Source organism: Mammaliicoccus sp. P-M58 (assembly GCF_022386165.1).
Classification (GTDB): Bacteria; Bacillota; Bacilli; order Staphylococcales; family Staphylococcaceae; genus Mammaliicoccus; species Mammaliicoccus sciuri.
Genome location: NZ_JAJNJI010000001.1, coordinates 293,042 through 310,494, shown reverse-complemented (window position 1 = coordinate 310,494; position 17,453 = coordinate 293,042). Strand labels below are relative to the sequence as shown.

General features: G+C 32.3%; 15 protein-coding genes and 1 other annotated feature. Of the genes, 8 read left to right on the top strand and 7 right to left on the bottom strand.

What is annotated here, in order from left to right; genetic code table 11:
* Positions 1-69: 69 nt before the first annotated feature.
* Positions 70-2,529, bottom strand: a complete 2,460-nt coding sequence (locus tag LQ694_RS01520; protein ID WP_096791811.1) for a transglycosylase domain-containing protein — start codon at positions 2,527-2,529, stop codon at positions 70-72.
* 100 nt (positions 2,530-2,629) lie between these two features.
* Positions 2,630-2,823: a binding site (T-box leader), on the top strand.
* A gap of 50 nt (positions 2,824-2,873) precedes the next feature.
* Between LQ694_RS01520 and tyrS the strand changes: the two genes are divergently transcribed.
* The 3 genes from tyrS to LQ694_RS01505 all read left to right on the top strand — a co-directional run bounded on the left by tyrS (position 2,874) and on the right by LQ694_RS01505 (position 5,674).
* Positions 2,874-4,136, top strand: coding sequence for a tyrosine--tRNA ligase (gene tyrS, locus LQ694_RS01515; protein ID WP_058612007.1), 1,263 nt, complete (start codon positions 2,874-2,876; stop codon positions 4,134-4,136).
* 120 nt (positions 4,137-4,256) lie between these two features.
* The gene (locus LQ694_RS01510) at positions 4,257-4,835 is read left to right on the top strand and encodes a LemA family protein (protein WP_049318639.1); all 579 of its coding nucleotides are present in this window, start codon (positions 4,257-4,259) and stop codon (positions 4,833-4,835) included.
* A complete protein-coding gene (locus tag LQ694_RS01505; protein WP_058612008.1) occupies positions 4,835-5,674 on the top strand; it encodes a TPM domain-containing protein in 840 nt (279 codons plus the stop codon). Before LQ694_RS01510 ends, LQ694_RS01505 begins: the two co-directional genes overlap by 1 nt.
* Before the next feature lie 376 nt (positions 5,675-6,050).
* Here the strand turns inward: LQ694_RS01505 and LQ694_RS01500 are convergent, their stop codons facing one another.
* Positions 6,051-7,307, bottom strand: a complete 1,257-nt coding sequence (locus tag LQ694_RS01500) for a S1C family serine protease (protein ID WP_081047005.1) — start codon at positions 7,305-7,307, stop codon at positions 6,051-6,053.
* A 167-nt stretch (positions 7,308-7,474) separates the two neighbouring features.
* On the opposite strand from LQ694_RS01500, the gene LQ694_RS01495 reads away from it, so the two are divergent.
* From LQ694_RS01495 to LQ694_RS01485, 3 genes are all read left to right on the top strand, one after another.
* The gene (locus LQ694_RS01495) at positions 7,475-8,104 is read left to right on the top strand and encodes a lysophospholipid acyltransferase family protein (RefSeq protein ID WP_096791812.1); all 630 of its coding nucleotides are present in this window, start codon (positions 7,475-7,477) and stop codon (positions 8,102-8,104) included.
* Between the two features lie 154 nt (positions 8,105-8,258).
* Entirely contained in the window at positions 8,259-9,374 is a 1,116-nt protein-coding gene (locus LQ694_RS01490) for an HAD family hydrolase (protein ID WP_096791813.1), read from the top strand.
* A gap of 144 nt (positions 9,375-9,518) precedes the next feature.
* On the top strand, positions 9,519-10,052 hold the full coding sequence (locus tag LQ694_RS01485; protein ID WP_096791814.1) for a hypothetical protein: 534 nt from the start codon (positions 9,519-9,521) through the stop codon (positions 10,050-10,052).
* 52 nt (positions 10,053-10,104) lie between these two features.
* Here LQ694_RS01485 and serA read toward each other — a convergent pair whose 3' ends face one another.
* The 3 genes from serA to LQ694_RS01470 form a co-directional block, all read right to left on the bottom strand.
* Entirely contained in the window at positions 10,105-11,700 is a 1,596-nt protein-coding gene (gene serA / locus LQ694_RS01480; protein ID WP_025905517.1) for a phosphoglycerate dehydrogenase, read from the bottom strand.
* Positions 11,693-12,850 carry a pyridoxal-phosphate-dependent aminotransferase family protein gene (locus LQ694_RS01475; protein WP_218697401.1) on the bottom strand — a complete coding sequence of 386 codons (1,158 nt, stop codon included), beginning with the start codon at positions 12,848-12,850 and terminating at the stop codon, positions 11,693-11,695. Before LQ694_RS01475 ends, serA begins: the two co-directional genes overlap by 8 nt.
* Before the next feature lie 101 nt (positions 12,851-12,951).
* Complete coding sequence (locus tag LQ694_RS01470) at positions 12,952-13,395, bottom strand: SACOL1771 family peroxiredoxin (protein WP_058612268.1); 444 nt, start codon at positions 13,393-13,395, stop codon at positions 12,952-12,954.
* Between the two features lie 73 nt (positions 13,396-13,468).
* Between LQ694_RS01470 and LQ694_RS01465 the strand changes: the two genes are divergently transcribed.
* Complete coding sequence (locus tag LQ694_RS01465) at positions 13,469-14,221, top strand: glycerophosphodiester phosphodiesterase (RefSeq protein ID WP_096791816.1); 753 nt, start codon at positions 13,469-13,471, stop codon at positions 14,219-14,221.
* A 55-nt stretch (positions 14,222-14,276) separates the two neighbouring features.
* On the opposite strand, the gene rpsD is transcribed toward LQ694_RS01465, so the two are convergent.
* Both rpsD and LQ694_RS01455 read right to left on the bottom strand, forming a co-directional pair.
* Positions 14,277-14,879: a 30S ribosomal protein S4 gene (gene rpsD / locus LQ694_RS01460; protein ID WP_025905513.1), complete on the bottom strand. Its 603-nt coding sequence runs from the start codon at positions 14,877-14,879 to the stop codon at positions 14,277-14,279.
* 225 nt (positions 14,880-15,104) lie between these two features.
* On the bottom strand, positions 15,105-15,569 hold the full coding sequence (locus tag LQ694_RS01455; RefSeq protein ID WP_096791817.1) for a GAF domain-containing protein: 465 nt from the start codon (positions 15,567-15,569) through the stop codon (positions 15,105-15,107).
* A 136-nt stretch (positions 15,570-15,705) separates the two neighbouring features.
* On the opposite strand from LQ694_RS01455, the gene ezrA reads away from it, so the two are divergent.
* Positions 15,706-17,400: a septation ring formation regulator EzrA gene (ezrA, locus tag LQ694_RS01450; protein ID WP_049318648.1), complete on the top strand. Its 1,695-nt coding sequence runs from the start codon at positions 15,706-15,708 to the stop codon at positions 17,398-17,400.
* The last annotated feature ends 53 nt before the right edge of the window (positions 17,401-17,453 follow it).

Below are 17,453 nucleotides of genomic sequence, written 5' to 3'. Positions count from 1 at the left end.
TCAACAAAAAATAACACCTCATTTTCACTGAAAATGAGGTGTTATTTTTTTGAATTAGAAACGATTTATCTAATTATTGCCACTTGGTGGTGCGGTGCTTGTACCACTGGATGGCTTGCTATTGCTGTTTGAATTACTATCTTTATTACTGCTTGATTTATATGACCAAGCTTCTTTAGAATTTTTAGATACGCGTTCTTTTGGCTTAACTTTTGAAGATGTGTTTGTATCAATTGCTTGTCCTAGTCGTTTTAATACATAGTCAGAATTAATATCTTTATTCGAAGTATCGACTTTATCAGATATTAATGTAGAAGATTTAGATTCACCACTACTACAGCTTCCTGTAGAATTTGTGTATTGGCAAATTGTGTCTTCTTTAACTGTGCTAGGTCTAGAGAATTCACTATCGTATCCTAATTTTTCTCTATCTGTAGAAGATAATGCATTAACCATATCTCTCCACATAAATAATTGATAATGACTGTCTTCATCAAATGTTATTGGTTGGTCGTAACCCATCCATATACCAAGTGTAACTTTTGGTGTATATCCTACAAACAGGCTATCTTTAGCATCTTGTGATGTACCTGTTTTACCAGCCCAGTTACCGTCAAATGAATTCTTAATTTGGTAACCAGAACCGTCATCAAGAACACCTTCTAATATACTTGTTGTTAAATATGTTGTTGATTCACTAAAGATACGCTTAGGATCTTTTTTGTGTTGATAAATCACTTCGCCATCTCGTGATTTAATAGATTCAATCATATAACTTTCATTATATTCACCTTTATTAGCTAAAGTACTATAACCATTCACATCTTGTTCTAACGTGAAGTCTGCTGTACCAAGTGTTAAAGCTAAACCATCTTGGATATCTTTAGGTACGGTCATACCCATTTTATTTAAGTTTTCCCATGGTTTGTAGTCTTGAACATTGCTATACAATCTTAAAGTACTTAAGTTTAAAGAGTTTCTTAATGCATAATCTGCTGTTACCGGCCCAAATTCTCTTCTATCATAATTATCAGGAGAATAACCTTGGAAGTCGAATTTTTTATCCAGTAGGGCAGTGTTTGGTGTGATTAATCCATTTTCAAATGCAGGCGCATATGTGAGTAATGGTTTCATTGTTGAACCTGGTGAACGTTTAGCACTTGTTGCGTGATTGATTTGTGATTTTTCGTAATCTCTACCACCAACGAATGCTAGAATTTTACCAGATTGGTTTTCTTTTAATAATGCGCCGACTTCATGTTGGAAATCTTTAGAAGCTTTTTTACCTTCACTGTTTGTATAACTTGCTTCTCTATCCCATGAGTAGTTACCAGAATTATCTTTAACTTCTTGAAGTTTGTCATACATATCTTTATCAATCGTTGTATCTACACGGTAACCTTCAGTTCGCATAGCTTGATTAGCTTTTTCAGTGTATTTCGTCATAAGAACAGGTGTTTGATCAAGTTCTTTCTTAGAAATATTATCTTCTTTAGCTAAATGATATTTAAGAATATCAACAGTACGTTTTTCTACTTCTTCTGTTAAGAATGGATATTTCTGATTAGGTTCTTCAACCTTATCAACAAATGATTTCTTGATGTCGAATTTTAATGCTTCATCGTATTCTTTTTTCGTAATTTTTTCTTCTTGATACATTCTTTTCAGAACATAGTGTTGACGATTGATGCCGTATTTCAAGGATTCATCATCTTTCAAATCACCATTCGGCAAGAAAGGTGTGTATGTGTAAGGATTCTGTGGTAATCCAGCAAGATATGCTGATTGTGCAACGTTTAAATTCTTAGCTGATTTACCAAATACACCTTGAGCAGCGGCTTCAATACCCGCTATATTAGAACCATTTGAATTTCTACCGAATGAAACAACGTTCAAGTAACTATCGATAATTTCTTCTTTTGATAAGTTCTTCTCAACATTCATTGAAAGTAGCATTTCTTTTGCTTTACGTTCAAATGATGTTTCATTTGTTAAAAGTTGGTTCTTAACAAGTTGTTGCGTTAATGTACTCCCGCCAGAAGAATTAGCACTGCCAAGCACTTCTTGTACAGAAGCTCTTATAAAAGCTTTTGGTACAATACCATTATGGTTATAGAAGTCTTCATCTTCTGTTGATATAAGTGCATTTTTAACATTCTTACTTATGTCTTTCCCTTTAATAACATCCCTTTGGACATCACTTTTTAATCGACCAAGTGACTCTCCAGAACCAAAATAAACAGATGTACTTTCTGTCATTGAATAAAGTTGTTGCTTCATTTCTTTTTTAGACATTACTTTTTCATCTTTGACAAGTCCTGCGAAGTATCCTCCGCCAATACCCAATCCTAAAGCTAATAATAAACAACTAATAAATACAATAACGAAAAATAAATTGCTTATTACATTGTATGTAGTATGAAATATGAGTTTTGGGGACCATTTTGTTTCTTTAAAAGTATCTTTATATTTCTTACTTGAACGATTAAATTGTTCTTTAAGTTTGTTTTTAGACTGATTTGAACTCAAATTTTTACCTCCAATCTAATCATCAATATTATAACATATATGTTTAGTGTTGACTTTTAAAAAAGTTAGCATTATACTTTGTAATTAATTGCATAAGGTAATGAACTAAAGGAGAAGTAGTGATTATTTTCTTTTTAAGAGAGTCAGTGGTGCTGCGAACTGATAAAGTGATAATGATGAATACACCTTTATAACAACAAGTTCAACGTTATTAATGTACGTAACATTAAAGAGTGATGATGTATATATTTACATCATAAGTATGGTGGTACCGTGTATTCAAGCACCCTTACAATTATTGTGAGGGTGCTTTTTTATATTCTATTTTAGAGGAGGAAAATATAATGGCAAATGAACTTTTAGAAGATTTAAAATGGAGAGGTTTAATTTATCAACAAACTGATGAACAAGAAATTGAAGAATTATTAAATAGAGAGTCAGTTAAAATATATTGTGGTGCAGATCCTACAGCTGATAGTTTGCACATTGGACATTTATTACCATATTTAACACTACGTCGTTTCCAAAATCATGGTCACACACCAATCGTCTTAGTCGGTGGTGGTACAGGTATGATTGGGGATCCATCAGGTCGTTCAGAAGAAAGACAATTACAAACTGATGAACAAGTTGAAGCTAATGTAAGAGGCATCATGAATCAAATGCATAAAATATTTGATTTTGAAGGTGAAGATTCAGCTATTCTTGTTAACAATAAAGATTGGTTAAAAGAAATTGACTTAATTTCATTCTTAAGAGATTACGCTAAACACGTAGGTGTAAACTATATGTTAGCGAAAGATTCTGTTAAGACGAGATTAGAAACAGGTATTTCATACACTGAGTTCACATACATGATTTTACAAGCCATTGATTTCGGATACTTAAACCGTAATTACGATTGTAAAATGCAAATCGGTGGTTCTGACCAATGGGGTAACATCACGACAGGATTAGATTTAATGAGAAGAATGTACGGTGACACTGAAGCTTACGGTTTCACAATTCCACTTGTTACAAAAGCAGATGGTAAAAAATTCGGTAAATCTGAATCAGGTACTGTTTGGTTAGATAGAAGTAAAACATCAGCTTACGAATTATACCAATTCTGGATTAACTCACAAGACGCTGATGTTGTGAAATACTTAAAATACTTTACTTTTCTTGATAGAGAAGAAATAGAAAGACTTGAAAAAACAGTTGAAGAAGCACCTCATTTAAGAGAAGCTCAAAAAGTATTAGCTGAAGAAATGGTTGGCTTTATACATGGTGAAGAAGCTGTAGAAGAAGCTAAAAGAATTACAGATGCACTATTTAAAGGCGATATTAAATCATTAACTAAATCAGAAATAGTAGAAGGTTTTAAAGATGTGCCAACAGCTGAAGTAAGTTCTGAAACTGTACAACTTGTTGACTTTATTATTGAAGCAGGTGTTTCTCCTTCAAAACGACAAGCTCGAGAAGATATTACGAATGGTGCAATTTACTTAAACGGTGAACGTATTCAAGATGTTAACCACGAGATTTCAAGCGAAGATAAAATAGATGATGAATTTACAATTGTTAGAAGAGGTAAGAAGAAATACACAATGGTTAAATACGTTTAATATTTATGAGTTATAAGGGCTGAGGCAACGATGTTTGTCTCAGTCTTTTTTCGCATACATATGGTATTTATTGTATAATAAAGAAGACAATTTATTTATAAATAGAAAGGGAGACATTTAATGAAAAAATATTTAGGACCAATTATTGTTGTTGTAGCAGTAATTGTTATTATTGGCTTATTTATGATCGGTCCATACAATAGATTAGTTGGACTTGAAGAAGAAGCGGATAAGTCATTATCTAATATTGATAATCAGCTTCAAAGACGTGTCGACTTAATTCCTAACTTAGTTGATACAGTTAAAGGTTACACGAAACACGAAGAAAAAGTATTCAAAGATGTATCTGATGCACGTAGTAAATTAGCAGGTGCGAATACGCCAGAAGAAAAAGCAGAAGCAAATGGAGAAGTTAATAGTGCGTTAAGTCGTTTACTTGCTATCAGTGAAAATTATCCAGATTTAAAAGCAGATAAGCAATTTACAGGATTAAGAGATGAATTAGCTGGTACTGAGAATAGAATTGCAGTAGCTAGAAAAGATTATAACGAATCTATTAATGAATATAATCAAGCTACTCGTAGATTCCCATCAAGTATCGTAGCAGGATTGTTTAATTTTGATAAGAAAGAATATTTCCAAGCCAAAGGTGAAGCTAAAGATGCACCAAAAGTTGACTTTGGCGGAGACGAGTCTTAATGAAATCAATGTTTAAACGATTTTGTGTCTTGCTTATTGTTAGCTTTTTTTCACTAAGTTATGTCGTACATGCAGCTGATGATAAATTTCCTAAGTTAGAACAGCCTGTATTTGTACAAGATCATGCTAAATTAATGACTGATCAAGATAAAGACAAAATTAATCAAAAGGGTCAAAAATTACAAGATGGAACAGATGCAGATATCTTGTTAATGACGATGAAGTCAATAGGTCAAACACCTCGCCAAGATTATGCATTAGAAGCGGGGCGACACTATAAGGTTGGCGACCAAAAGCATAATCGTGGTATTGTTATTCTTTTAAATATGGATAACGGTAATGAGAACAACAATAGAGGTATTGATATAGCAGTTGGAGATGGACTTGAAGGTGTCCTCAATGACTCTAAAGTTGGGGAATTGATTGATTCTAAATTCATGCCTTATCAAAAGAAAGCTTCTCAAACTAAAGATACTAAAAAAGCAAACGCCTATTACAGTCAAGGGTTAACAAATTTATATGATGCAGTGTGGGATGAAGTAGCTAAAAGTTACGGATACGATGGTAAGAAGTTCACAGAAGACGAACCACAAAGTAGTGGATTAGGAAAAATACCATTTATTATCTTTATCATATTTATTATTGTATTCTTCATTATTTACTTCAAAAATGGAGGCGGTAGACCTCCAAGAGGTGGAAATAGAAGAGGTACAAGACGCGGTATGACTGGACCATTTATCTTTGGAGGTTCATCAGGTAGTTCTGGTGGCGGATTCTCCGGAGGTGGTTTCGGCGGAGGAGGCGGCTTCTCTGGCGGCGGCGCAGGTAGAGGATTTTAGTTTGAAATATGTATATAGAAAAAGTATGCAACTCGACATGAGTTGCATGCTTTTTTTATTATATGGAGTTTATGTATATATAATAGTAGATATGATTATAAAAGTAGTCTAAATTGTAAATAAGGAGGCTGTTAATAACAAAAGTAGTCTAAATTGTAAATAAGGAGGCTGTTAATAACAAAAGTAGTCGAAAGTGTAAATAAAGCCGCCCATAGTAACAAAAGTCGGTCGAAATGTAACTAAAGATGCCCATAGTAACAAAAGTTGTGGGAAATGTAACTATGGAAGCACATAAAAAATACACCTAAAGCATAATACTTTGGCTACTATCTAAAAACCGCATGGGACTCTATCATTGTCCCATGCGGTTTATAAATTAGTTTTGTTCTTTTAATGTGATTTTTGTTGTATGTGTTTTACCATCTCTAATGTATTTGATTGTGATTTTGTCCCCAGGTTTTTTCTCATTGTAGATATAATTTTTAATATCAGAAACGACTGATACATCTTTATCGTCTACTTTTGTGATGACATCATCTTTTTTAAGTCCGTTGTCTGCTTTTTTATCTACTTCAGAAATGTAAACACCTTTATCTGTTGTGAGATTTAATTCTTTTTTGTATTGGTTTGGTATATCATCTATTGAGATCATGCTGATACCGATATAAGGTCGTGTAACTTTACCGTCATCCATAATATCTTTAATGATATTGTTAACTTCATTACTTGGTATTGCAAAGCCGATACCTTCTACATCTGATCTTGAAATTTTCATTGAGTTAATACCGATAAGGTTACCGTTTAAGTCGATTAATGCACCACCTGAGTTACCTGGGTTTATGGCAGCATCTGTTTGAATTACTGTTGCTTCTGTAACACCTTGAGAAGTTTGTACATTCATTGTACGTTCTTGTGATGAGATGATACCTTGTGTCACACTGTTTGCAAATTCAACACCTAATGGGTTACCTAAAGCAAATACTGTTTCACCAGCTTTAACTTTTGATGAATCTGCGAATTTAATTGGTTTAATATTATAATTGCCTTCTATTTTTAATACTGCTAAGTCTGTCATAACATCTGTACCAACAAGTTTAGCTTTCACTGATTTATCATTATGAAGGCGAACCTCTATTTCATTTGCACCTTCTATAACATGGTTGTTCGTTACGATGTAAGTACTATTACCATTAGATTGATAAATCACACCTGTACCTGTTCCCGTTTCTTCAGAATCACCTGACCCGTTTGAATCCTCGGAATTGTTACCACCGAAAAATGATTCTAGTCCGCTTGCTTTTTGTTTGTTAATAACGCCTACAATTGAAGGTGAAACATCTTCAATCATTTTAGAAACGGATTTGTTGCTTGATTTATTATCTTTAATATTGCCACCTTTTTCATTAGCAGGTGCTTTTGTAATGTTTGCTTCATCATTATAATTGCTAAATACATCTACTATTTTAGTTCCACCGATATATAATGCGAGTATTAATACCGCACCTAAAATACCAGAAAGAAATGGGATAAGACAACTTTGATACCAAGGGATTTTATTCTTTTGTTTGTAATAGTAACCATTTGAAGTTGTCTTATTAATATTTTGTTGATCCTCATTTTGATTTTGATCCATTGTATTGCCTCCTTAAACACTGTCCATAAAATAATTATTATAGAAATTCCTTTAAAAAGCTAATGATATGGTTGTTTTAAATTGTTACAATATTTTGTATGAAAACTTGTTACGTAAGTACGACAATGATAGAATATGTATATCATTAAGAAGAGAGTGGTCATTAAATGTATAAATTTGCGAGTACTGTTTTACATACTATTTTTCAAAAATTCGGGAAACAAATTGTAGCTATCAACAAAGAAAAAGTTCCTGATGAACCTTATATCGTTACATGTACACATACAGGATATGTAGAAGTTATCATGTTAGCTTTAAGTTTATATCCTACAGAAATTAATTATATGGCTAAAAAGGAATTATTTTCGAAAGACTGGTCAGATAAGTTCTTTCATTCATTGAATGCATTTCCAGTTGATAGAGAAAAACCAGGTCCAAGTACTTTAAAAATACCTGTTAAATTATTAAAAGAAGGTAAAAGTGTTGGTATTTTCCCATCAGGTCATAGAGCAGAAACAGGAGAAGCACCATTAAAAAGAGGGGCTGCAACGATTGCTGTATTAAGTAATAAACCAATTGTACCAGCTGCTTTTGAAGGGCCTAAACAAGTTAAATCAATTTTTGGATTTAGACAAAAGTCCTTTATTAAATTTGGAGATTCGATTGATCCAAACGACTTACCAAGTGATATGAAAAAAAGTGAAAAAATAGCTAAAATTATGACTTTATTAGAAGAAAGAACAAATACTTTACAAAAAGAAGTAACGTATATTGCTCATAAATCTAGACAAAAATAATATTAAAAAATCTTACAAGCGGCCATTTGCTTGTAAGATTTTTTTGTATTTTTAAGTAAAACGTTTTCATTTATCTTATGTTGTAATACTACTGTATTCGGTAATAATCTATGCTAAAATTATAATCAGAATGTTCAAAAAATGGAGGCATAATATGAAACAAGTATTATTTGATGTAGACGGTGTTTTTTTAAGTGAAGAAAGATGTTTTGATGTTTCTGCTTTAACAGTTTATGAAATTTTACATAGTGAAGCTTTTTTAAACTTAAATGGAATAGTAGACATAGAAACATTAGGCGAACAAGATATTAAACAAATTAGAAAAGACATATTTATTGATGATCAAATTCTGAATCAACTTAAGTCTTTAGGTTTAAATTCTAACTGGGATATGCTTTTTATTGTGATTAGTACACATTTAATTGAATTGTTAAAGCAATCAAAAGCTACAAATCTTGACTTGAGTAACGTTAACTTTGACGACAATACTTTGAAAAATTATGCTCAACAAATAGTAGGTAAAGAGATAAATATAGAAACACCTCGTCGATTTTTATCTAAAGCGACTTCCGGTAAAGAAAATATTTATCATGATCTGATTGCTTTTGCACAAGAAGAACTAAATGTAGAAGATGCTTCAATTTTTGAACTGAAAAGTAAGTTCTGGGATGTCGCTCAAGAAGTTTATCAAGAATGGTACTTAGGTACTGAGTTATATCAAGAAGTTGAACATAAGACACCTCGTACAACTTTTAAAAATGGTTATATAAAAGAAGAAGTAGTGTTAGCTGATGTAGATGAAGTTACACAATTGCTAGAAGATTTGAAAGAAGCAGGATATCAAATCGGTATTGCTACAGGTAGACCAAGAACAGAAACAATCGTTCCGTTTGAAACAATCGGTTGGTTAAAGCAATTTGATGAATTCCATATAGGAACAGCATCAGAAGTGCTTAAAGCAGAAACAACATATCCAGAATTTAAACCATTCGGTAAACCAAATCCGTTTAGTTATTTAATAGCGAATGGTGGTAATGACCCAGAGAACTATTTAACTTATATAAAAGAACAAGAACAAGTGTTTAGTGAGCAAGATATATATATAGTAGGTGATTCATTAGCTGATTTATTAAGTGCACAAAAAACAGGTGCAACATTTATAGGTACACTTACTGGATTAAAAGGTCAGTCAGCAAGGGCAGAGCTAGAAGATTATCATGCTGATTATATTGTAGATAACGTATTAGATATTAGAAACGTATTATTATAAATTGATAATCCCACAAATCATCAAAGATTTGTGGGATTTTTTGATGAATAAAAAATTTATAAGATTTCATTACAATACTTACTTACAAATATTGTATAATAGAGGTGTAGAAAAAATTATGAAAATCAAATGGGGGTTGGAATAATGTATATTGATATTTTATTTAAAAATCATGATGCTGATAGAAACCACTTTATAAGGCAAACTGGGTTCTCTCATAAGAAAATTTCTAAACTCAATAAGCAAGATCCTAATTCGTATAGTGATGATTTAATAAAAGAGATTGCACAATTCCTTAATTTAAGCTATGACAATACTAGAAATGAATTACTGCAAATTAAAGAAAAGGGGACACTTTATAAAGCACAAACTGTCGAAGAACTAAAGATTGTGATTGATACGAGTCCTAAAGAATTCTTAGTTAGTAAAGAGGTTTATAGTCTGATTAATGATATTAAGCAATCTGACATATCTCATGACCAACAATATATGAAAGACGTTTCTCAAACTGTTTTAACGTCATTTATTTTATGGATTGTTGGTAAAGTGAGAAGTATTGCTAAATCATCTGAAGAAAAATTGATTAATGATTTAAGGTTACATATCTTAACGTACTATGATATTCACGAAATGTACAACAATCGAGCTAGGCTCGTACTGAAAGCATTTGTTAGTTAATTATGCAAATAAAAACCACGTGCTAGCTGAATGCTAACACGTGGTTGATTGTTTATAGTTGTTTATTTAGTTCGACTTTTTTAATGCTTTGGAAGCCATCAATAGCAAATAAGTCATCTATTGTTTCATCAGATGCTTCATCATCTATTGATAATATCATTAATGCTTCTCCACCGATAGAATGTCTACCTAAGTGCATTGAAGCAATATTAATGCCATGTTCTCCTAAGATTTGTCCCATTTTACCTACGATACCTGGTCTGTCATTATGATGGATAAGTAACATATGCTTTTCTGGTTTGAAATCTACAGGATAGTCATTGATTCTTACGATACGAGGACCATAACCATTTAATACAGTTGAACCGATTTTAATAGAATGGTCTTTGTTCACTAATTCTAATTCAATATAGTTGCTGAAACCATATTTTTTACTATTTTTTTCGATTTGATACGTTACGCCTTGTTCATTTAACAATACGAGCGCATTGATTAAATTAACATGATCGCCTAAGTCTTGTTGTAAGACACCCATAACAAGTTGTCTTGTAATTAAACTTGTATCATCTAATGCAATTTCACCATGATATTTAATTTTTAATTCTCTTGGACCTTTTTCAAATAGTTGGATACCAACTTCACCAGTTGTTCTACTTAATTCTACAAAAGGTCTAAGTTCTGCTTCAACTTCACCAGACATTTGTGGTGCGTTTACAGCATGTAAGACGTTATTATTTTCAAAGATATCAATGATTTCATTTGCCACAGATACTGCAACTTTTTCTTGAGCTTCGATAGTTGAAGCACCAAGATGTGGTGTTACGATAATTTTTTCATGTTGCGTAAGCGGTGTGTTATTTGCCGGTTCTTCAGTAAATACGTCTAGAGCGGCTTTTTCGATTTTACCTTCATCAAGTGCTTTAATTAAGGCATCTTCATCGATAATACCACCTCTAGCAACGTTGATGATTTGTAAGTTAGGTTTAGCTTTATTGAAGAAGTCTTCATTAACAAGTCCTTTAGTCTTTGGTGTAAGAGGGGTATGCACTGTAATGAAATCTGCTTGTTCAGCAATTTCGTCTACAGTTGCTCTCGTGATTTCTAAGCGTTTCGCGTCATCACTAGATAAATAAGGATCAAATGCAAGTATATTCATGCCGAAACTTTGAGCGCGTTTGGCAACACCTAATCCGATTCTACCTGCACCAATTACGCCAAGTGTCTTCTTGTATAATTCTGTCCCACGATATTTTTTTCTATCCCAATTACCTTCTTGTAATGAGCGATGTGCTTCTGGAATATTTCGAGCCATAGAAAGAATCATTGCCATAGAATGTTCAGTTGCAGAAATAGTGTTACCATCAGGCGCATTAATAACAAGAATACCTTGTTTAGTTGCGTGATCGATATCAATATTATCAACACCAACACCAGCTCTAGCTACAACGCGAAGATTTTTCGCTGCATCTAGAATAGGGGGTGTGATTTGAGTTTGGCTTCTTACGATTAAAGCATCATAGTCACCGATAATGTTAACGATTTCTGATTCACTCAAGCCAGTTTTGATGTCTATTTCGAATTTTTCATGATCTGTTAAACTTTTTAAACCTTCTTCTGATATTGGATCGACTACAATTACTTTAAACATATTGATTAACTACCTCCTGGAATTTTGAAACACCTTTACCAAGTACTGATTGTTCACGTATTTCTGAAAGTATAATTTCTAATGCGCTAATAAATTGCAACATGTCATTTGGAGAGACTTTACCCATGTGACCAACTCTTAATATTGTTCCTTTAAGATGCTGTTGACCACCTGCAATTGTAATGTTGAATCTATTAAGTAATTCATCTTTAATCGTCTTAACTTCATCTTTCTTTGGCACAAAAGCTGTTACAGTAGGTGAAGCAAATTCATCTTCAACTAATAGTTCCATACCTAAAGCTTTTAAACTTTCTCGAACGGCTGTTTTACATACTTCGTGTCTTTTGATTGTATTTTCAAATTTTTCTTCTTGAATTAAATCACAATAAGTTTGTACACCTCTAATAAGTGATACAGCTGGTGTGAAAGGTGTTGAATCATCGTTTAAAGAAGTTATGTATTTATTTAAATCTAAATAAAATCTTGAAGTTGTCACTTCTTTAAACCTTTCGATAGCTCTATCATTATATGCTACAAATGCTGCGCCAGGTGGTAACATGATTGCTTTTTGACTACCTGAAACGAGAACATCAATGTTGTCTTGTTCCATATCTACCTCAACAGCCCCAATAATACTAACGCCATCCACTACAAAATAGATGTCAGGATTAAATTGTTTAACTAACTTACCTAAAGCATTAATAGGGTGTTTAACAGAAGTAGAAGTTTCACAAAATTGTGTGAATACGGCTTTAACATCAACATTAAGTGAGTTTAAATATGTTTCAAATTCTTTTAAATCGACACCTTTTCCCCATTCAACTTCAAAAATATGTGCCTTAAATGGATATGAGGATGCGATTTTTCTAAACCTATCCCCAAAAGCGCCTGAAACAATAATGACAATATCATCTTCAGGATTCGCTACATTAATCATAGCTGCTTCAAGAGCACTTGTTCCTGATGAAGTTAGAATAGCAACAGGGTGTTTAGCCCCAAAAATTGTTTGTAAATCTCTTGATGCTTGATGAATAATTTGACTAAATTCCTTTGTTCTATGTCCTGTCATAGGTTGATTCATACTTTCTAAAATCTCCCTTGGAACAGTTGTAGGACCTGGTGCGAGTAATAAAGAATCATGATGATACATATATATACACTCCTTACTGAATTTATGTTCTATATTGTAGCAAAGAAAATAGTAAAATAATAGAGAATTTATAGAAAATTCTGATTAAAACGCTTTCATTACTAAAATCTTATTTCACCTGTTGCTACAACTTGAACATTACCAGCTAAAGCACGAGTTATCATACAAGATTCTTCTGCTTTTTGAACAAGTCTATTTAATCTTTTTTGTAAATTTTCGTCTGGTTCTTCTGATAAATATATAATTGGGAAATGTTCGATTTTTTTATAAGTGATCACGCCATTTTCGAAATCAACATGACCGTTAGAATCTACTTCAATTCTTTCAATATCGATTTCAGAACGTTCGATCATTGCCGCCAATGTAATCATATAGCAAGTTGATGCTGCACCAAGTAGCATTTCGTCTGGATTTGTACCGATTTCAGGTCCGTCCATTACTTTTGGAATTGATACGCGTGTAGATAAGTTATCAGTAGTGATATGGCCAGAAGTATTTCTACCTTTAGTCCATGTTCCTTTTAAATTAAAAATATGTGTTGTCATAATCATGTTCCTTTCTATAAATAAAAATATTTGGGTATAATCTATAGTATGACTGATTTTAAAGGAGTAGACAATGAATGTGTATAATCAAAATTGCAAATTAAAAGTTGCACATAGAGGTGTTCCATCATTAGCACCAGAAAATACAATGATTTCTTTTAAACGTGCAATAGAATTCAATATAGACGTTCTTGAAATAGATATACATAGAACAATTGATGGCGAACTCGTTGTTATTCATGATCCAACGATGAACCGAACTTCATTGGAAAAAGGGGTCATCAGTAAATTAACTTACGAAGCATTAAAAAAATATGATGTCGGTAAATGGAAAGGGCAAGCATATATTGGTGAGCAAATTCCGCTATTTCAAGATGTTCTTAAATTAATAAAAGATACTCATATTAAGCTTCTAATAGAAATAAAGCAACCTGAAAACTATCCAAATATTGAAGTGGATATTATCACTATGATCAAACAACATGATATTCCGCATAATCAAATTATGATTCAGTCATTCAATAGAAAATCAATTCAAAAAATAAATATTTTATGGCCTGAAATAGAATTAGGTGTCTTAATTAAGAAGAAAGATCGTTTTATAAGTAAAAGGGCAATTAAGAAAATTGGGGAGTATGCAAACTATATCAATCCAAATTATAAAATTGTCACGATAAGATTTGTAAAGGTAGCACATGCATCACATCTTAAGATACTACCATATACCGTTAATGATAAACATACGGCTCAAAAAATGTTAGCTATGGGTGTTGATGGTTTAATTTCGGATTATGCACATTTATTAGATGAATGGATGAAGTCATAAATTATAAAATAACAAAACCACTTTCGAAATGAAAGTGGTTTTGTTTGAACAAAGATTAACGAGAGTAGTACTCAACGATTAATTGTTCATTGATTTCAGCAGATAATTCGCTGCGTTCTGGAACGCGTACGAAAGTACCTTCTAATTTGTCAGCATCGAATGATAAGTAATCAGGAACGTGATGACTTAATTCAACTGATTCTAATACGATGTTTAATTTTTGTGATTTTTCACGAACACTGATAGTTTGACCAGGTTTTAAAGTGTAAGATGGGATATCAACACGAGCGCCATCTACAGTAATGTGACCATGGTTAACTAATTGACGTGCTTGACGACGAGTACGAGCTAAACCTAATTGGTAAACAACTGCGTCTAAACGTGAAGCTAATAGTGCCATGAAGTTATCACCGTGGATACCTTTCATGTTACCAGCTTTATCGAAAATAGTGCGAAATTGACGTTCGTTGATTCCGTACATGTAACGTAATTTTTGTTTCTCTTGTAATTGAAGACCATACTCAGATAATTTTTTACGTTGAGTTGGACCATGTTGTCCTGGTACGTAAGGACGTTTTTCTAATTCTTTACCTGTGCCGCTTAATGAAATACCTAAACGACGTGATTTTTTCCAGTTTGAACCTCTAAATCTTGCCATTTTGAAGTTCCTCCTTTTTCTTGTTTGATTGTTATGAAGAAACAAGAAAGAATGCTAAATGCTCATAGGGATATGTTATATTTGTGTGCCTTCACCTTGCAGCCGCGGTTACACAACACGCCTTCTTTGGGAATAACATAGAGCCTTACAATATTTAACTGCTACTTTCGTTAATTCACACAAAAGCTATTATACATTTTTGTTTAGTTCATGTCAATTTATATTTTAAAGATGGATATGCTTTTCTAGTGTTTTGACAAGTAATTCTAACCCTTCAAGATCAGTTTGATTAAATCTTGATTTAACAGGTGCATCTATATCTAACACACCGATGATTTCTTTGTTATAGTATATAGGTATAACGATTTCTGATTGGCTATTAGCATCACATGCAATATGCCCAGGGAATTGATTAACATCTTCAACAAGTTGTGATTGCTTTTCGGCAACAGCTGTTCCACAAACACCTTTACCAATTTGAATGTCTACACAAGCAGGTAATCCTTGAAATGGACCAAGTTTTAAGGCATTATTTTTAATAAGATAAAACCCAACCCAGTTGATGTTTGGTAAGAATTGGTTGATGAACGCAGATGCATTACTTAAATTAGCAATTAAATCTTGTTCTCCTGATAATAAACCATCTAATTGGCGGTTGAGTAATGAATAATCTAGTTGTTGTTCTGACATTTTTATTCCTCATTTCAATATTTATTTGAATTATATTACTATTTTATGATTTTGAATATGTTTTGCATAGAAAAAGGTTTGTTGGATATATATTTTACGTTATAATAAAGAGAACGATTTAGGAGGAGAATACATAATGGCAATTTATATAACACTTGCAGTTATAATCATTATATTAATTGGTATTGGTATAATGTTATGGTTGCGTACATCAAAGCGAAATTTGATTACTGAGACTGAGCAGCGTAAGCAAAAAATTAAGCAATTACCTTTTCAAGATGAATTAGCTAAGCTTAAAAAATTAAATATCCATGGTGAAGCTAAAGATAAGTATGACCAATTTAAGAGAGAATGGCAAACTGTTTTACAAGAAGATTTAAAAGTTGTAGATGCAAAAATTCACGATGCTGATGCAGAACTTGATAAATTTAAGTTCTCACAATCTGAAGAAAGTATTGCAGATGCTAACAAAATAATGGATGGTATAGAAAAGAAATATACGCGCTTAACTCAGAGTGTTACAGAATTAATGACAACAGTGGAAACAAGCGACAAACTATACGATGAATCTAAACAGATTTATAGAGAAACGAAGAGAGAAGTATTAGCGAATAGACACCAGTTTGGGGATGCTGCTGAACTAATCGAAAAAAACATCGAAGCTTTTCTACCTAGAATTGAACAATATGAAGAACTTGTTGAAGATGGACACTACATTAAAGCAAGTGGTCATATCGATCAACTGAATACAGATATGAAACGTATGCAAGAAGATATGGAGGAAATTCCATTATTAATCAAAGATGTACAAAAAGAATTACCAGGTCAATTCCAAGACTTGAAATTTGGATGTAGAGATTTGAAAGTTGAAGGTTACAACCTTGAACATGTTAAAGTTGAAGGTACGTTACAAACTTTACGTGGTAAATTAAATTTAGTTGAACCATTAATTGGAAGACTAGAATTAACGAAAGCTGAAAGCATTATTAATGAAATTAATGATGCTTTAGATGATATGTATGATTTAATCGAACATGAAGTGAAATCTAAAAATACTGTTGAACAATCTAAAGAAATTATTACAGATGAATTATTCCATGCTAAAGATATGAACTACACACTTCAAACTGAAATCGAATATGTTAAAGAAAACTATTATATTTCAGAAGAAGATGTACATAAAGTAAGACAGTATGAGAATGAAATTCAAAACCTAATCAGTGTGTACGATGAAATTTTAGGTGAAATGGCTAAAACAAATGTACGCTATAGTGAAGTCGAAGACAATCTTCTATATATAGAAGAACATGTTAAAGTTATTAATGATAACCAACAAAAAATACAAAATCATTTAGTTTCTCTTAGAGAAGACGAAGCTACAGCTCAACAAAATACATTACGTGTTCAATCTAAGAAAGAAGAAATATATAGAAATTTATTAGCATCTAATTTACCAAGTGTACCTGAAAGATTTATCATTATGAAAAATGAAATTGATCACGAAATTCGCGAAGTGAATAAAATCTTTAGTCAAAGACCAATTAATGTACAATATGTGAAAGATAAAGTAAGTAACATTGTACTTCAAATGAATAAATTTGAAGATGAAACAACAGATGTGCTTATCAATGCAGTTCATGCTGAAACATTAATTCAGTATGGTAATAGATATAGAAAAGAAAATAATGAACTGAATAAGAGTCTTAATGAAGCAGAAAGACTTTTTGCTAACAATAGATACAAACGTGCTATTGAAATCGCAGAAGCAGCGCTTGAAAAAGTTGAGCCTGGTATCAGTGAAAAAATAGAAGAAGATGTAAATAAACGATAAGAACGTTATAAAGGCAAAGACATGGCAAATGTCTTTGCCTTTATTTTTTTCTG

Bases quoted from the DNA above. Each gene is read 5' to 3' on its own strand.
- tyrS (WP_058612007.1), top strand. From the start codon at position 2,874: ATGGCAAATGAACTTTTAGAAGATTTAAAATGGAGAGGTTTAATTTAT.
- LQ694_RS01510 (WP_049318639.1), top strand. From the start codon at position 4,257: ATGAAAAAATATTTAGGACCAATTATTGTTGTTGTAGCAGTAATTGTT.
- LQ694_RS01505 (WP_058612008.1), top strand. From the start codon at position 4,835: ATGAAATCAATGTTTAAACGATTTTGTGTCTTGCTTATTGTTAGCTTT.
- LQ694_RS01500 (WP_081047005.1), bottom strand. From the start codon at position 7,307: ATGGATCAAAATCAAAATGAGGATCAACAAAATATTAATAAGACAACT.
- LQ694_RS01495 (WP_096791812.1), top strand. From the start codon at position 7,475: ATGTATAAATTTGCGAGTACTGTTTTACATACTATTTTTCAAAAATTC.
- LQ694_RS01490 (WP_096791813.1), top strand. From the start codon at position 8,259: ATGAAACAAGTATTATTTGATGTAGACGGTGTTTTTTTAAGTGAAGAA.
- LQ694_RS01485 (WP_096791814.1), top strand. From the start codon at position 9,519: ATGTATATTGATATTTTATTTAAAAATCATGATGCTGATAGAAACCAC.
- serA (WP_025905517.1), bottom strand. From the start codon at position 11,700: ATGTTTAAAGTAATTGTAGTCGATCCAATATCAGAAGAAGGTTTAAAA.
- LQ694_RS01475 (WP_218697401.1), bottom strand. From the start codon at position 12,850: ATGTATCATCATGATTCTTTATTACTCGCACCAGGTCCTACAACTGTT.
- LQ694_RS01470 (WP_058612268.1), bottom strand. From the start codon at position 13,395: ATGACAACACATATTTTTAATTTAAAAGGAACATGGACTAAAGGTAGA.
- LQ694_RS01465 (WP_096791816.1), top strand. From the start codon at position 13,469: ATGAATGTGTATAATCAAAATTGCAAATTAAAAGTTGCACATAGAGGT.
- rpsD (WP_025905513.1), bottom strand. From the start codon at position 14,879: ATGGCAAGATTTAGAGGTTCAAACTGGAAAAAATCACGTCGTTTAGGT.
- LQ694_RS01455 (WP_096791817.1), bottom strand. From the start codon at position 15,569: ATGTCAGAACAACAACTAGATTATTCATTACTCAACCGCCAATTAGAT.
- ezrA (WP_049318648.1), top strand. From the start codon at position 15,706: ATGGCAATTTATATAACACTTGCAGTTATAATCATTATATTAATTGGT.